We start from the raw sequence: 20,205 nt of genomic DNA, 5'->3' as shown, positions 1-20,205 counted from the left end.
TTTGATATTGTCAATACGACATTAACGAAATAAACAAAAAAAGACCGAATACCGTATTCGATCTCTTTTTGTTTATTTAAATCGTTTGGCAAACCTGCAGTTCCACCCTAATACAGCAGTTCCAGCAATCTCGCCGTCGCAACTGCACCCTGTGCACGATTTGCCGTTTGTTTTGGAGCAAAGGTACCGTCAGGCAGTCCATGCAGTACACCGAGCTGCTGCATGGCTGCTGCCGCTTCTCTTGCATACTCGGCTATGGCATCTTGATCTCTGAACTCAAGCTGACCATTTACAGAAGCGGAGCTGTTGTCACGTTGTGCCGCCTTCACTGCCCGATAAAGCATCACCGCCATATCTTCACGGGAGATGCGATCGCTTGCCCCAAATGTTCCATCTGCCCGTCCCTGAACGATGTTCATTTCGATACCCGTACAGACCGTGTCCGCGTACCAATGATCAGCCTTTACATCCGTCGGTAATGTAATCGAGGAATTTGTCTGATTTGCTTTCCCGATCACTTTAACGATCATCTGCAAAAATTGTGCGCGGGTCAGTTCATCCTGCGGTTCAAAACGTGATGCACTTACACCTGCAATGATGCCTTTACCATAGAGGGCCCGAATTTCCTGAACAGCCCAGGTATGATGCTGCAGGTCCTTTAAAGGCACCTCTGCGTTCGTAATCACATAACTGCCGGCCTGTGTCGGCTTGAATGCCATTGCTGCTGCAGCTTGATCATACTTGAAGTATGTCAGAGGCTGTAATTCACCATCCGTGGAGATTGCATTCACAACCATCACTGTATCTTTTGTTTTTACAGGCTCTACATCGGACAAAACCACTTCTACTGCTCTGTCGGCCCATGGGAACGACTTGTTGTTTAATAGCATATCGACTCGAACAGCCGATGAGTTGTCAATTGCTGCCCGTTGTGATGCTGACAGTACATTGTCTGAGCCTTCCGAAACAACGACATCTAACGTGCCTGCTGTTTCCGCAATCGTCAGCGGCAGCGAACGCAGCGGGATACGGACGATTGTTTTACCTGCCACAACCTCAATTGACTGTACTTCCTCCGACTTCATCCAAGAGGACAGCTGACTCGATGGGATTTGGAACGTTACCGCTTTGAAGCTGTCCGGTACATCAGCTGCCAGCTGGAGCATACGCTTGGCGGAGTCCATTGACTTCAATGCTTTAGCAAACTCGGCTGTACTTGGACGAACTTCATATATGCCATCTACCGTTGGTGTACCTTTCACCTTAACTGAACCGGTGACCGGCTCGCTGCCCGGTGCTGGCTTCGGTGTGACTGCTGGGATATTCGAACCTGCAGAAGGCACGGATGGCTGGGATGCACTGCCCGGCTGAGATGGCTGTCCCGTACCCGGTGCTGTATTTGGCTTCGCCAGCTGTGCAGCCGCATCATTTAGCCGCTGTGCTGCCATGCTCAACTCTTTTGCAGAAGCTTCAACGTCCTGAACAAGCTGCTGTGCTTCAAGCAGTGCTTTACTGAAAACACTCCAGCTTGAAGAAGTATAATCAGCCTGCTTTAATGCTGCTGCAGATGCCACAGTTGATTTTAATGCCGTTTTATCAGCCGGAAATGTGCCATATGCCTCAAACTCCATAAAACCAACCCAATCGGAACCCGCTGTAATGGTCACACGGATATAACGTGCCTCTGTTCCTTCGGGCAGAACATGACTCGGAGATGTAGATACCACGACATCACTTGTCGTATCTACCACTGTCTTGAAATGCTCATTGTCATTGGATACATCTATTTTATATTTGATTCCGCCGCTCCACATGGACATCTCTATTTTGCGCAGATTGGCAGCCTGCCCCAAATCCACGGTCCACCAGGTATTTTCACCCGGACCCTCATTCGTTCCCCATGAGGTGCTTGGATTATCATCGATTGCACCTTTGGGTGAGTTGTTCTGATTACCGCCCGTTCCTGCGCTGGATGAAGCCGATGCTGTTTTGCCTGTCGTCAATGCCTCCAGTTCGACCAGATTAGTAAAGGCTTGTTTTAAAGTATTCAGTGCTGTATTGACCTCGGACTGCACCGTACCAGCTTGGTCTCTAACCTGAATGGCATCCTGCAGTGCTTGCTGCAGAACAGACCAGCTTCGGCGCGTATAGGAGGATTCATTCTCCTGCTGCATCAGCTGAATGTACTCATGCAGTTTTGTTTTATCCACATCGGACAGTCCTAAAATAGCTGATTTCAAACGCTCGGCTGCTTGATTCACATCCGTTTGGGTTGCTTTCGGGTTGGCGGCAGCCGTTTTCGCATGCTCCAGCGCTTTGCTGAATATGCTCCATGTTGCTGCTGACCAGTCCGTTTCTTGATAGCCTCCCGCTTTTTGAATTACATCGTTAAGCTCCTCACGTTTCGGCGGAATCACTCCAAGCTCTGACATGACGCGCTCCAGTTCGGCTGCCGCTGCATTTGTTTCATCTTGACTCACACCACCCGGCGTATATGCTTTACTATATACTTCTTGTGCAGTGACGATCGCCGGAGCCAAACTGCCCCAGGTTTCAGCTGTGAAGTCCGTTTTCACAAGAGCATTTGCCCGGTTCAGTGCTGCAGCCAGCTGCTGCCGATCTGTCGGCATCTGATCCAGCCCTCTTTTATACACATCGAGAGACCAAAGCGCCCGTCCTTCATACGAATGTCCACCATTGGCCGGATATTCGTCATAGTCAAACATGCCTTGATTTTCCCAAGCATCGCCCTCGGAGGCAATCCAGCCTACACCTGCCGGAATCCACGCCGGCTCCCAGTAGAAGAAACCTGCACCATGATTGTTCGGCACCTTAGCAACCAAGTCCATAATCCCTGCGATCGCATCATGCTGACCCTGCTCTGTTGCCGGGAACACTGCACCTCCAGTATGAAGCGCCTGGTCCGAACCGATAATATTTCCATGTGCGTCCCCGTTCTTATAAGAGAACGGATAGGAAGTTTCTGCAATGATGACATCCTTGTTATAGAGGACTGATACTTCATCCATCGTTTTCTGCACATCAGCAAAGGTTCCATGCCAGAACGGATAATAAGACAATCCGATAATGTCATAATCCAGTCCTTCCTCTTCTCCTTTGCTTTCCAGTTCCCCAAAGTACCATTTAAACAACTCGGCATTCCCGCCTTCAGCCAGATGAATCATTATCTTCGCCCGATCGGCTCGATTGACATTAGACCCTTCAACTTTGCGAACCCCGGCAATCCCCTGCTGAAGTAAGGCTTTGTTTTCCTCCATATTGATTTTGGCTCCTCCGTTCAGAAGGCCATTGTTGATCTCGTTACCGATCTGCACCATATCCGGCATGGCACCTGCCTGCTTCATCTCTCCAACGACTTCAACTGTATAATCGTATACGGCCTGCTTCAATTGATTAAAGTCGTAACCCTCCCATGCTTTCGGCCGAAGCTGCTGCCCAGGGTGAGCCCATTCATCGGAGTAATGGAAATCAAGCAGTACTTTCATCCCTTTTTGTTTTGCACGCACAGCCATTCGGATGACATCCGCTTTATCGTTATATCCACCTGATTTCTGCGGATCATTCCACAAACGTAAACGCACATAATTCACACCGCGATCCTTCAGAATATCAAGCAGGTCCCGCTCTGTGCCATTGCTGTCAAAATATTTGCCGCCTTTTTCTTCAATCGCTGTCAGTGTGGAGATATCGACACCTCTCACATAGTCGGAACGATAACCTTGAACGATAACCTTAGCAGCAGGTCTCTTCTCTGTGCCGTAGACCGCTCCAGTCACAGTGAATTCACCCGCTTGTTCATACTGTGTCTCGTCAACACTGTCCCAGGTTACGGAGACCATACCCGATTTCTCATTCTCATAATGGGCTTTCACCTCGGTTGGCAGCACTGGGGCATTACCCCGAAGCGTGCTGACTTCTACCGGATCGTAACTTTCGATGTTCGCCGGCTCGGTGCCTTCTACTTCTCCCCACACTTTGAATTCAGATATGCCGGGCCAGTATCCATCATCCAGATAGAATGGAATCGTTACTCTCACGTATTGAACTGGCGTATCCGTTGTAAAATCGAGACTGGTCGTTTTCGCTCCCGTTTTATTAGGGCTGTCCGCGACTGGAGTCCAACTGCTGCCGTCTGGTGAAACTTCAACAGTATATTCAATGAACTTGTCCTTGTTTTGATCTTCGTCTTTCCATGTGATTTCCGCACCAGACAGCTTGTACTGCCCTTCCAGGTTTACCATCAACCAGTGCGGCTCATCAGCTTTACTTGGGCCGGGCGCACTCCAACGCGTGTCTGAGTTACCATCCACTGCGTTTTCCTTCTGTCCGTTATTCACGGAATCTTCCGCACTCACCGTTACCGGTTTGTTCAGCGCCACATTATTTCTTGCTGCTTCTGCAGGCCTTGCAGCCAGACCCAGATCACAGAATAACAGCAGTAAAACCAGACAACCGCTTATGTACCTCTTATTCACCCTTGATCTCCCCTTCTCGTGTTTGTGTATGCTTGGATCAATGAATGTTATGAACCCTCTTTATTGTAAGCGCTTCACGATCATCGCTAACACGGTATTTTTGCAAGGAAACAGCAGTTATTTTAACAAAGTAGATTCCCTCCAACCTTAAAATGTATCGATTCGCTCTATTTCCCATCGGACCGAAAAGCAAAAAATCTGCTCGTCCTCTTGAAAGCAGAACAGAGCAGATGATATAAAGTTCATCGAATGGGGTGCTTATGAATCTTTGTAAGTTGGAAATCTCTATATTGAAAGTAAACAGTTATTTCGCCAGTTTTATATTGAAAGTAAACGGTTATTTCGCCAGTTTCAATTCAAGGCGGACCTGGATATCATTTTCAGTGGAGAGTACTACCGAGTGTGGATTCTTCATACCAAAGTCTTCGAACGTAACCATCGTTGTGCCCGACAGCAGCACCTGATTGTTTTGATAAGCCGCTTTTGCGTCAAATGTGACTTCTTTTTCAACACCTTTAACGGTCAGCGTTCCTTTCATTTTCAAATCTACGGTCTGCCCCTCTGTCCACTCGGAAGGCAGGCCTTCAAATGAAGTGGCTTTGAATGTCGCCTGCGGATACTGAGCCATATCGAAGAAATCCGCGCTTTTCACATGCTCGTCCCGCTGACCGTTACCGGAATCGATACCGTTCATCTCAATTTTACCTTCAGCCTGGGATTTAGCGGGGTCATCCACATTCAGCGTCCATTTCCCGCTAACCTGATCGTCTACAAAATTTACGGTTTCCTGTGATGTGGTTACAGAAAAGTATACTTTCGATCCCTGACTAATATTCCAGTCTCCATTCAGCTGGTCTGCTCCTGCCTTTTTATTCTCCACAGCTTTTGCTGTGCCGGTGTCTGCGGCTGTAGTGGATGCTGCTGTGCTCGCCGGAAGAACCTGTTCAATCTCAACGTTATTTCCCAAGTAACTATTCGTAAAGTAATAACCGCCCGCACCAATGATAACTGCTGCGGTTACCCCTGTAATAATCCACGTTTTCGCCTTTTTATTCATCTCTATAATTCCTCCAGTATCGTATGGTTAATCACTGCTCTTGATATGGATCTTAACAGCCCAATGTGTCAGGAAGAAGTCAAGATAAGATTTCTTTTCATTTTTTTTCAAAACGTGAAAACGGGATTGGCTTTATGCGCTGCCTCATGTAAAATCAGTACACAAGCTTGTCTGTGAAAGGAGAACACCCTGTTTGAAATCTGTACTTATCGTTGAGGATGAGCAGGCAATCGCACGTGTTTTGGCTGCTTATCTGAGAAAAGCCGAGTTTGAAGTTCATCATGCAGCGGATGGCCCGGCTGCTGTAACCCTTTTTGATTCGGTCAATCCGTCTATCATACTTCTAGACGTTATGCTGCCCGGCATGGACGGATGGGATCTATTGCGAATATTTCGGGAAAAGAGTGCTTGTCCCGTCATTATGCTAACTGCACTGGATGATATAACAGATCGGCTTAACGGATTAAATGCCGGTGCTGATGATTATATGAGCAAACCGTTTGTCCCCGAGGAAGTGGTTGCACGCGTGAATGCTGTACTGCGGCGGAACCCGCACTGGACTTCCGGAGGACAGGATCGGCGCTCCTTTGGCAATCTGGTCATTGATCTTGCTGCCAAGCAGGTCCTGCTGAATGGCGCAGAAGTTGCACTGACTCCACGAGATCTGTCTCTGCTTATTTTTCTGTCCGAGCATCCCAACCGTACATTCACCAGAGATCATCTGATTGAACAAGTATGGGGAATGGACTATGAGGGCAGCGATCGTGCTGTCGATCTATCCATCAAACGACTGCGTCAGGCACTCTCTCACTGGACAACAGACACAGGAGAAATTCGAACGCTGCGAGGAATGGGGTATCAATTTTGGATCGCCAACTGACATCAACCGAACCGAAGCGAACCACTTCTATTTTGTCACACTGGACCCTGCGCTACTTTCTGATTTTATGTATCGGATTCTCGGTGATTGCCGCAGGTGCGCTGTACTGGATTCGGACAACTTCTTTAGAAAAAGGTTTGAAAACAGCTGAGCTGCTCGGTTGGGAGATCGCCGATCGAGTGACCGTGAAAAATCATCAATTACAGGTGCCGCCTGACCTGAATACGATTGTAAGCAGCCGTGAGAAGCTGTTTAATACCGATCACTATTTTTGTGTCATCGTGCTGGACAATAACAATAAACTGGTCTTCTCTCAGCCTAAAATGGAACAGGAAGACGTCTATTATCGACTCTCTGACGATTTCCTTGAACCCCGCAACAGCAAGTATGCGGGTGTGACGGTGAACATTGTTGACGGTGATCAAACGCTGGGCAAAGTATGGGTCATGCAGTCCAAACAATCCATAACATTTGGTCCGGAGACGATATGGCTTGTCGCACTGATTTTCGGAGGTCTTATTCTGTGCGGCTGGTTTACGATATACCTGCTGTCCAAGAAGTTATCGAGGCCGATTCGTCAGGTTGCTTATGCAGCAGAGCAAATACGCGGCGGCAATTACGATGTAAGCCTGGATATTAGAACACGCGAGCGGGAGATGAACGAGCTTGTAAGCTCCTTTGGGGATATGGCGGCCCGTCTGCGGCAGCTCGAAGAATGGCGCGCGCTTTCCCTTGCGGGAGTAAGTCATGAACTCAAAACGCCTGTTACCTCAATTAAAGGACTCGTGATGGCTGTGCGAGACGATGTCGTCAGTCCGCAGGAAGGCAAAGAGTTTCTGGATATCGCTCTGAAAGAATCCGAACGCATGGAGCGTATGATTGCAGATTTGCTCGATTACAATGCCATGACCGCAGGAAGTGTCGCTGTCCGGAAGGAACGGACCGATCTGAAGCTTCTCGTCGGTGAAATCATATACCAATGGAAGATTGCGTATGAGGAACACATGCCGGAGGTTCAGCTGCATGCCCCGCCGGGGTCACTTTACGTGATGGGAGATGCTCTCCGTATCCAGCAGATTGTAGTTAACCTGCTGAATAACGGGCTGCAGGCCACAGCTCCTGGGCAGCAAGCTGTATTCCATATGCATCTGGTTGCAGAAGATGACATGCTGCATGTTGATGTGCAGGACAACGGAACGGGTATTTCCTTAGAGGATCAGGCTAACATTTTTGAACGATTTTATCGGGGTGAGCTGAAAAAACGCCGCAATCGCGGCTTGGGTCTCGGTTTAACGTACAGCCGGCTTCTGGCTCAGGAACAGGACGGGGAGTTAACACTAGTATCCAGCGGTCCTGAAGGAAGTATTTTCAGATTAAGTCTGCCACGCTGGACTTCCCGGCAGGAAGTGGTTATCCCGGAAAAAACCTATCGCTCACCTGTCAAAGCTTGATCCGTATTGCTGGAGCTGAATAGAAGTAAAAAAAGCCCGGTATTCCTTTTCAGAAGGAGGCCGGGCTTTCTTGATTAGAACCTTCCAGTACTCGAGGTCTATACTCTTCGTACGCATCAGTAATCAACTGCTTGTGCAGAGCGCAGCTGCCGATGATCGCTTTCCGCTTTGCTTTTAACACAACCTGCTCCACATCTGCATAGCTGCAGCCAGCCAGACGTGTAGAGATGTAATCCTCCAGGCTGTTCTCCCGCTCAAATGTTCCAACCAGTTTACTGATATATAGTCTGCGGCTGTCTTCATCCGGCATCGCGTACGTCATCTTGGTATCAAAGCGGCGCCAGATGGCATGATCCAGCTGTATCTCCAGATTCGTGGCAGCGACCAGGATGCTGTCTCCTTCGAATTCATCCAAACACTGCAGCAGCGTATTGACAACTCTGGCCATCTCTTTGACTTCGTCGTTACTTTCTCGTGTCCGGCCAATCGCATCAAACTCGTCAAGAAACAGCACACAGGGATGAAGACGCGCATATTCAAACAATTTGCGTACATTGCTGCCTGTTTCCCCCAGATGGCTGTGAATGAGTGCGTCTATTCTGACCAGCACAAGCGGCAGCTCCAGTCTCTGAGCCAGATAAGAAGCAGTTAATGTTTTCCCCGTACCCGGAGGGCCAAACATGACCATTTTATTAGGGGTGGATATATCATGTTCTCTGAACTTCTCCTTCATGCCCAGAATTGTAATGAACTCTTCAATCATTCGTTCATTCTCAGCCGAGAAGACAATATGCTGTGCTTTTCGTCTGCATTCTTTTGGTGTGTAAAAAGCGGCCATGTCTATTCCCTTGGCGCGCGGGATGCGGCTTGAGTTATTCATTTTGCTCATGTGGATGTGCAGCTCCTTCAATAAAAATATGTATCCGTTCCAATGAAATAATGTATTGGCAGTGATCCCTTTGGTTTTAATCGTAAATTTTACTATTAAATAATAACATAGAGCATCCTCTTTGCAAAGCGCTGCCTTCCTGTTCGCATAAATCAGTCTCCGCGGCCTCTGTTTAGTTGCATGGGACGGTGAAATTTGCTATTCTGAAGATGCATCGTTGTGTATAACGCAAAAAAGCCCTCTAAATTCATGAGAGCGTAAAAAATTTCCAGATCAGCAAGCGGCAACTTGCGCATCCGGATCTCTTTGTACCAACGAATGTAAATCCAACTAAAAGTGAGGTTGACAATCATGGCAAAAGACGTATTGTGTGAAGTGAATTCCTGTCGTCATTGGGCTCAAGAAAACAAATGTAATGCATCTTCCATTTATATCGTGAGCCACGCTTCCAAAGAAGCAAGTGAGTCTGCTGAAACAGACTGCAAAACATTTGAAGTGAAGTAAGAGAAGTAATTAAAGTAACTATGGCTAACTGCTTCACCTGAGGAGCCCTAAAGGGTTCCTTTTTCTTTGTTTATTGTAGCAAGAATGATAATTATTATCAAGCCCTGGATGCAAAATTTTCACCATCTGGTCATCAGCACATTAGAGAGCAGCTTCACGTAGTATAAGGATAGAAATAAATGTGCTCATGAACCATGAATTAAGAGGTGAAGAACAATGCCCGCTAAAACTGGCATGCAGTATTGTGAACGAATCAATGCACAGACCGTTCCCTGCTGGTACAAAGGAGAACTGCTTACCGGTAAACGCTCGGAGCACATCGCCTTTTCCGGCTTGATGAAAACCCAGATGGACATGTACGACCTCCAGTCCGATCCGCAGCTGACAGAACGGATGACGTACGCATCGCCGGCAGATGGGAAACCTGTAGGGATGTCTTTCCTGCCTCCAACCCAAGTCAGCGATCTTAGCCGAAGACGTGAAGCCATGACCATATGGGCTCAGACCCATCACGGTTTCCTGGGACGTTCGCCCGATTACATGAACACGGCAATTATGTCTTTTTACACAGCTGCTGATCTGTTGAACGAACTCTCTCCCCAATATGCTGACAATCTGAAAAATTACTATGCTTACTGCCGCGACCATGACATTACACTGTCCCACGCTTTCATCCAGCCGCATGCGAGCAAAATTTCAGGACAGATGGATGCCACGGAAGAAGCTATTGCCGCCAAAGTCGTGGATCGCACAGATGAGGGGCTTATTATTAACGGTGCGTTTATGATGGCGACACAGGCCGCTACTTCGGACGAAATTTTCGTATATCCTTCCCCTTCTCCGGCACCTTTTGATGATGAGAATCCGTTTGCCTTCTCTTTTGCCGTTCCGAATGATCTTCCCGGCATCAGTTTAATCTGTCGGGACACCTATGCCGCTGCCTCGAATTACAACTATCCCTTAAGCTCCAGGTATGAAGAAATGGACAATATCGTCATCTTTGACCACGTGCTTGTACCGCATGACCGTATTTTTTTTGCGGGTGATGAACAGATGTCTTCAACGCTCTTCAGCGAAAGTAATTTCCACATCCATGCCGGGCATCAGGTGCTGTGCCGTTATATTGCCAAAACTGAATTTGTACTCGGCGCCATTCAACTGCTTACGGATACACTTGATCTCAAAAGCGAAGCTCATGTTGTTGAGAAAACAGCACGTGCTCTCGCGGGTCTTGAATCATTAAAAGCTTTGGCTCTCGCTTCGGAAGCTGGTGCCATATCCGACGGCAGGGGATTTTTATTACCGGCTCCCAAACCGCTGATGGCCGCCAATCTTCTATACCCGAAGCTTTATCCCGAGATGATTGAAATACTGCAGCTGCTCAGTTCCAGCGGCATGATCATGGTTCCGCAAGAAGAGGATTTCCAATCGGGTGCAGCTGACTTTTTAAACATCTATCTCAAAGGCTCAGACATGGAATCTAAGGAACGGAATGCACTGTTTCGCTTGATTTGGGAGCTTGGTGCAGGATCTTTTGGAGGCAGACAGACTCAGTTCGAACGATTTTTCTTCGGCAACACCATCACCGTTTCAAATCGCTTATATACAGCCAGTCTGCAGGATCAATCCGAGCGGGAACGTGTTCGCCACTTTCTTGCGAAGCATGTACGGTAGCATTTACACCATCCGGTAAGTTTGTAGTGAGGGCAGCAAGTCTAACATCTTTCGCTGCCCTTCACACCAGATGGTCGTATACTGTCATAAGTTCAGATGCAGGTCTGACAGGTTCGATGTGACGCAAACCTGAATGGTCTCCATAGCCGATATGAAATACGCCCAGCACTCTTTCATCGGCAGTAAGTCCCATCAGGTTCAGAAAAACCGGATGCTGCTGATAATCATTTGTTTTCCATACCGCATGTAATCCCTGTTCTGCAGCCAAAATACAGAATCGTTTGCTCCATGCCTTCGCGGGCAGTACGTGATCCTCCTGCGTATTCGCAGGGGCGACCACAACGAGGTGAGCCGGAATAGCTTCCGTATATTGATATGCAGCCCAGCTTCCGTGACAGTCCGCAAGATGCGGCGGATAGCTCTGTCTGACCGCCTCCATGTAGAGCTGCCTGCCCTCACCGGAGAACAGCATAAAACGCCAGGGTGACGGACTCGTAACATACAAAGACGGGTCTGCTTCATCCAGCAGCTGTCTGATCACTGTTTGGGGTACAGGCATGGAGCTGAACTCCCATGTTCCTGCTCTTCTTTTACCATCGCTAACATCTTGTCTTAATAACGTCACCCGTGTTCCCTCCTCCGGATTAGCGCTGCGTCTCCGTTTCTCAAATGTTACATTAACCAGGTTTTCTGATGCTTTGCTCCTTCTGATCTCCAACGATCCACTTCTTCGTGTACACGGATTTTGTCCTTCGCTGTAAAGTGTTCAGATACCTGCTTCTCGGCTTCAGGCATGCTGTCCCGGATAAGACGGATATAATCCATAGATCGCTGCAGCGATTGACGGCCTGGTATGTACCTGATCTTACGTCCTTCCATCAGGCAGTAGATTTCAATCATTCCCGGCAGCCTGCCAAATGCTTCCCAGCAGAACACATTGACCATATGCTGAAAGGCTTCCACAACATTGGCATCATGAACCACCATATATTTCTGAATAAGCAGTTTGTCCCAGCCTTCCGGCTGCCAGGCCGCTTGAAAGATAATCGATAAAGCCATTTGTAAGGAAGGTACTTCGGTTTTCCATTGTTCAAACAAAATCACTGGCCGCTTCAGATCATCATTCGCCGCAATCGCAAGGGACAGCTCATCGATCATTTTATGTTTAACATCCCAATAATGAAGAACGGAATCAAATCCATCCGTTTTTCTGGGCCACCATTTCTCAAGCACATACTGAATTGGAATTTCTTTACGCACATCAAGGTCCATACTGTAAAAATGATTAATGGCATGGCTCACCGCATATTGTACACGGTGTCGCCACTCCAGCACTGGGCGCTGCGCAGCCGAAGGTTCAGGGCGGATGAACCGGTGCGGGCTTCGCAGCATCTCTTCGAGCTTGTAGTCTTCAAGCAAGCGTCCGTGAAGCTCACTGCTCCCCGCAGTCATGGATGCATGAAAATCACGCTGCAGCATTTCGATCAGGACACCTGCACACCGGCAGCAGCAAAACGTCTGCCAAAATCCTGGCATGTTTCTTTCTCCTGCTCCAGCGGACTGTATTCAATTTTCAGCGTCTCAGGTGATACTTCCGCCCCACGTTCCCGCAGCTTCTCGGCTGTGAGATCAACAGCTGCACAGAACTGCTCATAGGATGTATCTCCGCTTCCGAAGACTGCCGCTCTTTTTCCGTTCAGATCAAGCTCATCCAGTTCTTCGTAGAAATCCAGAAATTCATCCGGCAGCTCGCCGTCTCCCCAGGTATATACACCAATCATGAATCCATCATAATCTAATACATCCGCAGCATTGCAGTCAGTTACGGACTTCAAGTCAACTTCATGACCGTCCTGTGAAATGCCTTCTACAATCAGTTCAGCAATCTCTTCCGTATTTCCTGTCATGCTGGCATAAGCCACTAACCATTTTGCCATCTATCGTCCCTCATTTCATAATTTCGTTATGTTCATATGTGTTCCCGGAATATGCTCCGGAATTGATTCAATATCGGATTATCAAAATCATAAGTGATAATGATTATCATTGTCAAATTAATTTTTAATCCCCCCTCTTCTATTTTCTGTCGAAATTCGTCAGCATAGGCTTGATTGACGGTAGGTCAGCTGGCGTACAGCCCCTTTTTTGTTGTACAATAGTATCCAAATGAAATTTGAAGGATGGATAAACCACTATGTACGTAGCAAAGAACTGGAAAGACTATGAAGTGATTGATACTGGAGGCGGCGAGAAGCTGGAGCGTTGGGGAGATGTCATCTTACGCAGACCCGACCCACAGATTATCTGGCCGCTTGAACAAGAAACTCATGAGTGGCGTCAAGCTCATGGCCATTACCACCGCAGCTCTTCCGGCGGCGGCAGTTGGGATATGAAAAAACCGATTCCTGAGCGCTGGACGATCGGATACGAAAACTTGAAATTCCACATTAAACCGACCAGCTTTAAACATACAGGATTGTTCCCTGAACAAGCGGCTAACTGGAGCTGGATGATGGATAAAATAGCGAATGCAGGCCGCCCCATTTCTGTGCTGAACCTGTTCGCCTACACCGGTGGAGCAACAGTTGCAGCAGCATACGCCGGCGCTTCCGTAGTACACTGCGATGCTGCCAAGGGCATGGTACAGTGGGCCAAAGAAAATGTGCAGCTGTCTGGACTGGCGGATCGTCCTGTTCGTTTCATCACGGACGATGTGTTCAAATTCGTGCAGCGTGAACAGCGCCGCGGCAACAAATACGATGCAATTATTATGGACCCTCCATCCTATGGGCGCGGTCCGAACGGTGAAACATGGAAGCTGGAGGAGAATCTGTATCCATTCATCAAGTCGTGTATGACAATCCTGTCGGACAACCCGCTGTTTATGCTTGTGAATTCGTATACGACCGGCATCTCCTCTACCGTGCTGCGCAATATGCTCACCATGACGATGTCTGCCAAGTATGGCGGACAGATCACAGCGGGAGAGATCGGATTGCCGATTACCCGCAGCGGTCTGGATCTGCCGTGCGGTATTTTGGGCCGCTGGGAGTCCTGATTATGGCCGATTTCGTTCATGAGGGCGGAGACATCGAGATTCTTTTCGAAGATAACCATCTGTTAGGTATTACCAAGCCGGTGAATGTTCCGACACAGGAAGATGCATCTGGTGATCCCGATCTGTTGACGCTCCTGAAACAGGACCTGAAGGAACGTTATAACAAACCTGGTAATGTGTATCTGGGTCTGGTACATCGTCTGGATCGTCCCGTTGGAGGAGCCATGATCTTTGCCAAGACCTCCAAAGCCGCTTCACGGTTGTCCGAAACGGTCCGTGGACGTCACTTTCGCAAAATCTATGCAGCTGTTGTTCACGGGAAACTGCCTGCACGTCAAGGTACCCTGAAGCACACGCTGCTGAAAAACAGTAAAACCAATACCGTTACTGCTGTTCCTAAAGGCACAGCTGGCGGCAAAGATGCCGTTCTGGACTATGAGGTCATTGGACAGAATGATCGTTACAGCCTCGTTCATATTGAGCTGCACACGGGCCGCTCTCACCAGATCCGCGTTCAGATGAAGGAAGCAGGCTGTCCGCTATTCGGAGATCAGAAATACGGCGCCAGCCTGAACAAGCCGGGGCAGCAGATCGCACTGTGGTCTGTCATCGCTGCATTCCCCCATCCCGTTACCAAGGAGGATATCGTGCTGCAGTCCCTGCCTGCACGAGAGTTTCCCTGGGCGGAATGGCCCTCTCATATTTACGAAGAAGCTTTTGCTGCCAATCGGCTGTAATACGATTAATGTTATCCAATCCAGGAGCAGTACGTGTCTGCACCTGTAGCGTGTCGTTCGGATGCTGCATCCAGACGACACGTTTTTTTATAATATACGATCTACTCTATAAAGTTAGTTCTTTTAATCCAAAGACAGGAGCCGATATTCATGACCCCATTCACGAAACAGGTTATTGCTATTATTTCCGCGATCCCCGAGGGAAAGGTGATGACTTACGGACAGATTGCGGCGCACGCCGGAAGCCCGAGGGCGGCAAGACAGGTTGTCCGCATACTGCACTCCATGAGCCGCAAAGAACGGCTGCCCTGGCACAGGGTCGTTAATGCTAAAGGGCAGATTTCCATCCTGGATGAGGAATCACGAATGATGCAGGAAACCGAGCTGATTAGTGAAGGAGTCCAGTTCGGGCTGCACGGTGCCATTGATCTCAAGCGCTTCGGACATGAACCTGATCCAGCGCTGCTGCTGCAGGATTCGATCGCTTCAGATGATGAGTAAAGGTTCCATATTTTTTTTACCAGGCAGCGCTTCGTTTGCAAAAAACAAAAAGAGAACTCTCTCTACGGCATGATGATTACTTTGCCTGCAGATAAGAGTTCTCTTTCTCTTATTTTTATCTTTTTCAATAATTCTTGAAGTCGAATTAAGCTGTAGCCGTTTTTTTCGCTTTTTCCTGCTCTGCGTTTACCGGCTCGGCAGCCGGTTTGGTTTTGCGAATAAAGAAAGCCAGAATCAGAGCTGCAATAGTCATATAAGTTGCCACTGTAAAAGCGTAGTTAACCCCATATATCGTTGCATCTGCTGTGGCAGCCATTACCGCATTTTTGCTGTTTGGATCAATCGTACCCGCTGCCATCGTTTCAGCCAGATGAGACTTGAGCTTGCTGCTCATGATCGTTACAAGAATGGCTGTACCAATCGCGCCTGCGACTGTACGCAGTGTGTTAGACATCGCTGTACCATGTGCATTGAGACGCTGAGGCAGCTGGTTAAGACCCGCAGTCTGGATCGGCATCATCAGCATCGACATCCCGAACATACGAGCTGTGTAGATAAACATCATATATCCGTATGTGGTATCAATCGCCAGACGGCTGAGCCCCCACGTCGTGATCGCTGTAATCGCCAGACCCGCAACCGAGAGCCAGCGTGCACCGACTTTATCGAAGATGCGGCCGGTAATCGGAGACATAATGCCCATCAAGATGGCACCAGGCATCATGAGCAGACCGGATTCAATCGCTGAGAATCCGCGAATATTTTGCAGGAAGATAGGAAGCAGGATCATCCCTGCAAACATCGCCATTGTGACAAGCATATTAATAATCGTTGTCAGGGTGTACATATTGTATTTGAAGATTCGGAACTCCAAGAGCGGATGATCTGTCGTCAGCTGACGAATAACGAACAGAATCAGGGAAATGGTACCTACAACCAGACAGCTGATAACTACAGCGCTTCCCCATCCGTCTGTACCTGCATCACTGAATCCATACAGCAAGCTGCCGAAGCCGAGTGTTGATAAAATGACACCGATTGAATCCAGTTTCGGTTTGGATTGACGTGTTACATTTTTAACAAAAGCAATCCCAATCGCTGTTGCGATCACGGAGAATGGCAAAATGATGTAGAACAACAATCTCCAAGAATAGTGTTCCACGATATAACCCGATAACGTAGGGCCAATCGCTGGTGCGAGGATCATCGCAATCCCCATCGTACCCATGGCCTGACCGCGTTTCTCAATCGGGAAAATCGTCAGGAATACTACAGTCATTAGCGGCATCAGAATGCCGGCACCAGCTGCTTGAATGACACGACCAACCATAAGTATGGAAAAGTTCGGACTAAGTCCACAGACCAAGGTACCGATGGTAAACAAGGTCATGGCTGTTATGAATATTTGACGTGTAGAAAATTTGGCGATCAAGTATGCTGTAACGGGAATTAATACACCGTTAACAAGCATGTAACCCGTGGTAAGCCACTGGGCTTTGTTCGGTCCGATGCCGAGATCCTCCATAATTTTAGGAAGAGCTACGTTCATCAGGGTTTGGTTCAAAAATGCCACAAAGGCACCGATCAACAAGGCGGCTACAATGGGGCCTTTCTTGATGTTGTCCATCGCGGAGGACGGAGCTGCAGCAGTTGTTGTGCTCATAGGTTGTTCATCTCTCTTCCTTGTAACTTTTCAATCATCAGACCATGAATGCGAAGCAGGTGCTCAAGGTCTTCCTTCGAAATCTCCAATATCGGTGATACGCGCTCCATCCAGAAGCTGCTGCGTCTCCTGTTGTGCCTTTTCCCCTTTGGCTGTGATCTGCAGCATAACAGAGCGGCGATCCGCATCAGAACGTGTCCGCACGATGTATTCGCCTTTTACAAGACGTTCTACAACAGCGCTCATGGAGCTGCTGCCCATATGGCACAGATCAGCAATCTCATTAATGCCAAGAGAAGGTCGCTCTTTAAGAATCGATAACACCATAAACTGGATCGAAGTCAGCTCGATCTCCTTGTTTTCATTCCAGAATGCCCGGAAAAGCATCTGATTCACTTGTCGAAATGAATTGATAATGTAAAATACTTCGTACGTATCCGTCATTGTTTCACCCTTTTACTTATGGAATATAATATTTCGTACACGAAATATCAGGGGAACAATTACTTATTATAACAAAAATATTTACATAGTCAACTCTTTACATATAGATTTTAAAATAATATTTACACATATTATATGTTATATATAAGCAGGCCTACGTACATTTAATCAGTCTGAATGTAGCTTTTCCCTGAGGGATAAGATTATGCAGATTCGTTGATCGCTTGCGCTGCAGTTCTGCTCTGCACAGCAAAAAACCTCCATCCCACTTAAAGTGGAATAGAGATTTAATGAGTTTTTAAGTTTATTTTTGTTGTTCGGATTTGTTCGAAGTTTGGTTCAATCTCCAAACTATGAGCACTAGATAAATAAATTATGGTTCGCCTGATCCGCTTGTCCGAGATAATAGCCGACTCCGCCAATAACAGTCTGATCCATTAACTCCTCGCGCTGTATGCCCATCAGATCCATCGACATCTGGCAGGCCACAATCTCAACCCCTTGTGCGATCGCTGACTGTATGAGCTGTTCTAGCGATGCGACATTATTCTTTTTCATCAGACCCCGAATCATTTTGGGACCCGCTCCAAACATATTCATTCTGGAAAGTCCCAGCTTCAGGCTGCTGCTCGGCAGCATCAGATCAAACATGCGAGCCATACCTGTTTTCACAGGGGCGTGCTTCAGTTCAGGTTTGCGAATGATATTTAATCCCCAGAAGGTGAAAAACATCGTTACTTTACGGCCGCTGGCTGCTGCTCCATTAGCAATAATGAATGAAGCAATCGCCTTATCAAGTTCACCGCTGAATACAACCATTGTACTGGCTTTTTCCAGCTGCTGTGAACTGTTTGTATCCGTTAACGTATTTTTGGACAAAATCGCCTCGATTACGCCTCCTTTATCACGCTCCAGCTTCAGCACGTCTGACCCGGACATGTTTGCCCACGCCTTAACATCCTCATAGAATCCAGGATCGGAAGCTTTTACCCGTAAGGTCTGTCCATCTGCTAGCTGATCCATTTTTTGTTTGACTTCAATCAGAGGTCCTGGGCAGCTCAGACCACATACATTCAGTTCATTATCAATCTGGATCCCGTTTGAGGTATCTGTTTGCGGTTCAGTCTTTGTATGGCTGGTAGGAATATTCATAGAACTAATGCTCTGACCTTCCTTCACACGCTTGATATAACTGCTGTTGCTGTCGATATTACCATTACCACCACGGCTGTTTTCTTCTGGAACTCCTGCAGGTTTGAACTGCGCCTGACGATACGTCTTATATCCCCCGCTCAGATTTTTCACCCGATATCCATGCTGACGCAGGATTTGTGATGCCGTATATCCACGAAGCCCAACCTGACAGTACACCCAGATCTCCTTGGAAGCATCCAGCTCGCCTAACCTCTGACGAAGTTCATCGACTGGAATCGATAGCGAACCTGGGATATGACCATTGCCGTGCTCCAGACCACTTCGTACATCGAGCAAAATAGACTCAGCAGGATCACGCTCTGAAAGCTGATCATATGTGAATGAGCTGACTCGTCCGTCAATCATATTCTCGGCAGCATAACCGGCCATATTCACAGGATCTTTCGCGGAAGAATAGGGCGGTGCATAACTCAGCTCAAGTTCCGTCAAATCTTTTACATGTCCACCATAGTGAATGGCAACCGCAATATCATCAATTCGTTTGTCCACACCCTCGTAACCTACCGCCTGAGCACCCAGAAGTTTGCCCTGCGGAGTGAACAGCAGTTTTAATGCCAAAGCACTGGAACCTGGATAATAGGAAGCATGTGAAGCAGGATGTACGATTACCGTCCGATAGTCTTTTTGCATACGTTTAAGCGTTCTTTCGTTGCTGCCGGTGGATGCTGCTGTTAATCCGAATACTTTGATGATGGATGTGCCCTGTGTCCCTTTATACGTTGTTGCAAGACCCGCGATCTGATCTGCTGCAATTCTCCCCTGTTTGTTCGCTGGACCTGCAAGAGGTATCGCCGCGGGAGTCCCATGTACATAATCCTTCACTTCAACAGCATCACCCACGGCATAGATATGGGGAATACTGCTCTCCATCTTCTCGTTGACAAGGATATGCCCGCGCGAACCGAGTGCCACACCACTGTCCTGCAGAAATGAAGTGTCTGGTGTAACGCCAATCGCCAGGATGACCAGATCAGCGGACAGTACAGTACCATCGGCCAGTTCAACGCCGATGCCTTGATCTTGAGTACGGAAGCCTTGAACACGTTTCGAAAATAACAGACGAACGCCATTCTGCTCCATCTCCTGCGCAAGTGCAGCCGCCATCTCAGGATCATACGGGGTTAACAGCTGGTCATTGCCTTCAATCAGCGTGACATCAAGACCTGCTTCTTTCAAATTCTCAGCCATCTCTACACCGATAAACCCGCCGCCAATGACGATTGAACTTTGGTTGTTAGAAGAATTTATCTGTTCTTTGATTCGGTCGATATCCGGAATGTTTCGCACAGTATAGATCAGCGCGTTCTCTTTACCCGGCAGATCAGGAATAATCGGACGAGCACCGGGTGACAAGATTAATTCATCATAACTTTCCTCGTATATGCCGCGTTCGGCACTGCGTACCTGCACGATTCGTTTGCCAGCATCAACAGCGATAACCTCACTCTTGGTACGTACATCGATATTGAATCGATCCTCCATGCCTTGGGGGGTTTGCACGAGAAGTCGCCCGCGTTCTTCAATCGTGCCCCCGATGTAATAAGGCAGACCGCAGTTGGCAAATGAAATATAAGGACCTTTCTCAAACATGATAATCTCGGCGTGTTCATCTAGACGTCGGAGGCGGCAGCAGCAG

Annotated in this window: 16 protein-coding genes; 7 read left to right on the top strand and 9 right to left on the bottom strand. The window is 47.9% G+C overall.

Annotated elements, in window-relative coordinates; translation table 11 throughout:
- Positions 1-107: 107 nt before the first annotated feature.
- Together ABXS70_RS08560 and ABXS70_RS08555 are read right to left on the bottom strand one after the other, a co-directional pair.
- Entirely contained in the window at positions 108-4,496 is a 4,389-nt protein-coding gene (locus ABXS70_RS08560; RefSeq protein WP_366295260.1) for a glycosyl hydrolase 53 family protein, read from the bottom strand.
- 337 nt (positions 4,497-4,833) lie between these two features.
- On the bottom strand, positions 4,834-5,553 hold the full coding sequence (locus ABXS70_RS08555) for a YceI family protein (RefSeq protein ID WP_342551613.1): 720 nt from the start codon (positions 5,551-5,553) through the stop codon (positions 4,834-4,836).
- A 193-nt stretch (positions 5,554-5,746) separates the two neighbouring features.
- Here ABXS70_RS08555 and ABXS70_RS08550 point away from each other — a divergent pair, with 193 nt between their 5' ends.
- Together ABXS70_RS08550 and ABXS70_RS08545 are read left to right on the top strand one after the other, a co-directional pair.
- A complete protein-coding gene (locus tag ABXS70_RS08550) occupies positions 5,747-6,433 on the top strand; it encodes a response regulator transcription factor (RefSeq protein ID WP_342551614.1) in 687 nt (228 codons plus the stop codon).
- On the top strand, positions 6,418-7,884 hold the full coding sequence (locus tag ABXS70_RS08545; protein WP_342551615.1) for a HAMP domain-containing sensor histidine kinase: 1,467 nt from the start codon (positions 6,418-6,420) through the stop codon (positions 7,882-7,884). Before ABXS70_RS08550 ends, ABXS70_RS08545 begins: the two co-directional genes overlap by 16 nt.
- Positions 7,885-7,933: 49 nt before the next feature.
- Here the strand turns inward: ABXS70_RS08545 and ABXS70_RS08540 are convergent, their stop codons facing one another.
- The gene (locus ABXS70_RS08540) at positions 7,934-8,773 is read right to left on the bottom strand and encodes an ATP-binding protein (RefSeq protein ID WP_342551616.1); all 840 of its coding nucleotides are present in this window, start codon (positions 8,771-8,773) and stop codon (positions 7,934-7,936) included.
- A gap of 351 nt (positions 8,774-9,124) precedes the next feature.
- On the opposite strand from ABXS70_RS08540, the gene ABXS70_RS08535 reads away from it, so the two are divergent.
- Both ABXS70_RS08535 and ABXS70_RS08530 read left to right on the top strand, forming a co-directional pair.
- Positions 9,125-9,277 (top strand): DUF1540 domain-containing protein, encoded by a 153-nt coding sequence (locus ABXS70_RS08535; RefSeq protein WP_090917035.1) that lies wholly within the window; start codon positions 9,125-9,127, stop codon positions 9,275-9,277.
- Between the two features lie 216 nt (positions 9,278-9,493).
- Positions 9,494-10,951 (top strand): 4-hydroxyphenylacetate 3-hydroxylase N-terminal domain-containing protein, encoded by a 1,458-nt coding sequence (locus tag ABXS70_RS08530; protein ID WP_366295257.1) that lies wholly within the window; start codon positions 9,494-9,496, stop codon positions 10,949-10,951.
- Between the two features lie 61 nt (positions 10,952-11,012).
- Here ABXS70_RS08530 and ABXS70_RS08525 read toward each other — a convergent pair whose 3' ends face one another.
- Genes ABXS70_RS08525 through ABXS70_RS08515 form a run of 3 tightly spaced genes read right to left on the bottom strand, consistent with a single transcriptional unit; the run spans position 11,013 to position 12,888 of the window.
- On the bottom strand, positions 11,013-11,576 hold the full coding sequence (locus tag ABXS70_RS08525; protein WP_366295255.1) for a nitroreductase family protein: 564 nt from the start codon (positions 11,574-11,576) through the stop codon (positions 11,013-11,015).
- A gap of 47 nt (positions 11,577-11,623) precedes the next feature.
- The gene (locus ABXS70_RS08520; RefSeq protein ID WP_366295253.1) at positions 11,624-12,487 is read right to left on the bottom strand and encodes a hypothetical protein; all 864 of its coding nucleotides are present in this window, start codon (positions 12,485-12,487) and stop codon (positions 11,624-11,626) included.
- Positions 12,436-12,888, bottom strand: coding sequence for a flavodoxin (locus tag ABXS70_RS08515; protein ID WP_366295251.1), 453 nt, complete (start codon positions 12,886-12,888; stop codon positions 12,436-12,438). The genes ABXS70_RS08520 and ABXS70_RS08515 overlap by 52 nt, the downstream gene beginning before the upstream one ends.
- Before the next feature lie 257 nt (positions 12,889-13,145).
- On the opposite strand from ABXS70_RS08515, the gene ABXS70_RS08510 reads away from it, so the two are divergent.
- From ABXS70_RS08510 to ABXS70_RS08500, 3 genes are all read left to right on the top strand, one after another.
- A complete protein-coding gene (locus ABXS70_RS08510; protein WP_342551621.1) occupies positions 13,146-14,009 on the top strand; it encodes a class I SAM-dependent methyltransferase in 864 nt (287 codons plus the stop codon).
- Positions 14,010-14,011: 2 nt separating this feature from the next.
- Positions 14,012-14,746 (top strand): RluA family pseudouridine synthase, encoded by a 735-nt coding sequence (locus ABXS70_RS08505; protein WP_342551622.1) that lies wholly within the window; start codon positions 14,012-14,014, stop codon positions 14,744-14,746.
- 150 nt (positions 14,747-14,896) lie between these two features.
- Complete coding sequence (locus ABXS70_RS08500) at positions 14,897-15,247, top strand: MGMT family protein (protein ID WP_342551623.1); 351 nt, start codon at positions 14,897-14,899, stop codon at positions 15,245-15,247.
- Positions 15,248-15,392: 145 nt separating this feature from the next.
- Here ABXS70_RS08500 and ABXS70_RS08495 read toward each other — a convergent pair whose 3' ends face one another.
- The 3 genes from ABXS70_RS08495 to ABXS70_RS08485 all read right to left on the bottom strand — a co-directional run bounded on the left by ABXS70_RS08495 (position 15,393) and on the right by ABXS70_RS08485 (position 20,159).
- Positions 15,393-16,910: a DHA2 family efflux MFS transporter permease subunit gene (locus ABXS70_RS08495; RefSeq protein WP_342551624.1), complete on the bottom strand. Its 1,518-nt coding sequence runs from the start codon at positions 16,908-16,910 to the stop codon at positions 15,393-15,395.
- Positions 16,911-16,973: 63 nt separating this feature from the next.
- Entirely contained in the window at positions 16,974-17,354 is a 381-nt protein-coding gene (locus ABXS70_RS08490) for a MarR family transcriptional regulator (protein ID WP_366295248.1), read from the bottom strand.
- A 360-nt stretch (positions 17,355-17,714) separates the two neighbouring features.
- On the bottom strand, positions 17,715-20,159 hold the full coding sequence (locus tag ABXS70_RS08485; protein WP_366295246.1) for a DsrE/DsrF/DrsH-like family protein: 2,445 nt from the start codon (positions 20,157-20,159) through the stop codon (positions 17,715-17,717).
- Between the last annotated feature and the right edge of the window lie 46 nt (positions 20,160-20,205).

The organism is Paenibacillus sp. AN1007 (genome assembly GCF_040702995.1).
Lineage (GTDB): Bacteria > Bacillota > Bacilli > Paenibacillales > Paenibacillaceae > Paenibacillus.
The sequence above is the reverse complement of the archived record's forward strand: the minus strand, read 5'-3'. Positions and strand labels throughout refer to the sequence as shown.

Coding starts and splice junctions, on each gene's coding strand:
- ABXS70_RS08505 (WP_342551622.1), top strand. CDS start 14,012: ATGGCCGATTTCGTTCATGAGGGCGGAGACATCGAGATTCTTTTCGAA.
- ABXS70_RS08530 (WP_366295257.1), top strand. CDS start 9,494: ATGCCCGCTAAAACTGGCATGCAGTATTGTGAACGAATCAATGCACAG.
- ABXS70_RS08520 (WP_366295253.1), bottom strand. CDS start 12,487: ATGCCAGGATTTTGGCAGACGTTTTGCTGCTGCCGGTGTGCAGGTGTC.
- ABXS70_RS08510 (WP_342551621.1), top strand. CDS start 13,146: ATGTACGTAGCAAAGAACTGGAAAGACTATGAAGTGATTGATACTGGA.
- ABXS70_RS08485 (WP_366295246.1), bottom strand. CDS start 20,159: ATGTTTGAGAAAGGTCCTTATATTTCATTTGCCAACTGCGGTCTGCCT.
- ABXS70_RS08535 (WP_090917035.1), top strand. CDS start 9,125: ATGGCAAAAGACGTATTGTGTGAAGTGAATTCCTGTCGTCATTGGGCT.
- ABXS70_RS08490 (WP_366295248.1), bottom strand. CDS start 17,354: ATGACGGATACGTACGAAGTATTTTACATTATCAATTCATTTCGACAA.
- ABXS70_RS08515 (WP_366295251.1), bottom strand. CDS start 12,888: ATGGCAAAATGGTTAGTGGCTTATGCCAGCATGACAGGAAATACGGAA.
- ABXS70_RS08500 (WP_342551623.1), top strand. CDS start 14,897: ATGACCCCATTCACGAAACAGGTTATTGCTATTATTTCCGCGATCCCC.
- ABXS70_RS08495 (WP_342551624.1), bottom strand. CDS start 16,910: ATGAGCACAACAACTGCTGCAGCTCCGTCCTCCGCGATGGACAACATC.
- ABXS70_RS08540 (WP_342551616.1), bottom strand. CDS start 8,773: ATGAGCAAAATGAATAACTCAAGCCGCATCCCGCGCGCCAAGGGAATA.
- ABXS70_RS08555 (WP_342551613.1), bottom strand. CDS start 5,553: ATGAATAAAAAGGCGAAAACGTGGATTATTACAGGGGTAACCGCAGCA.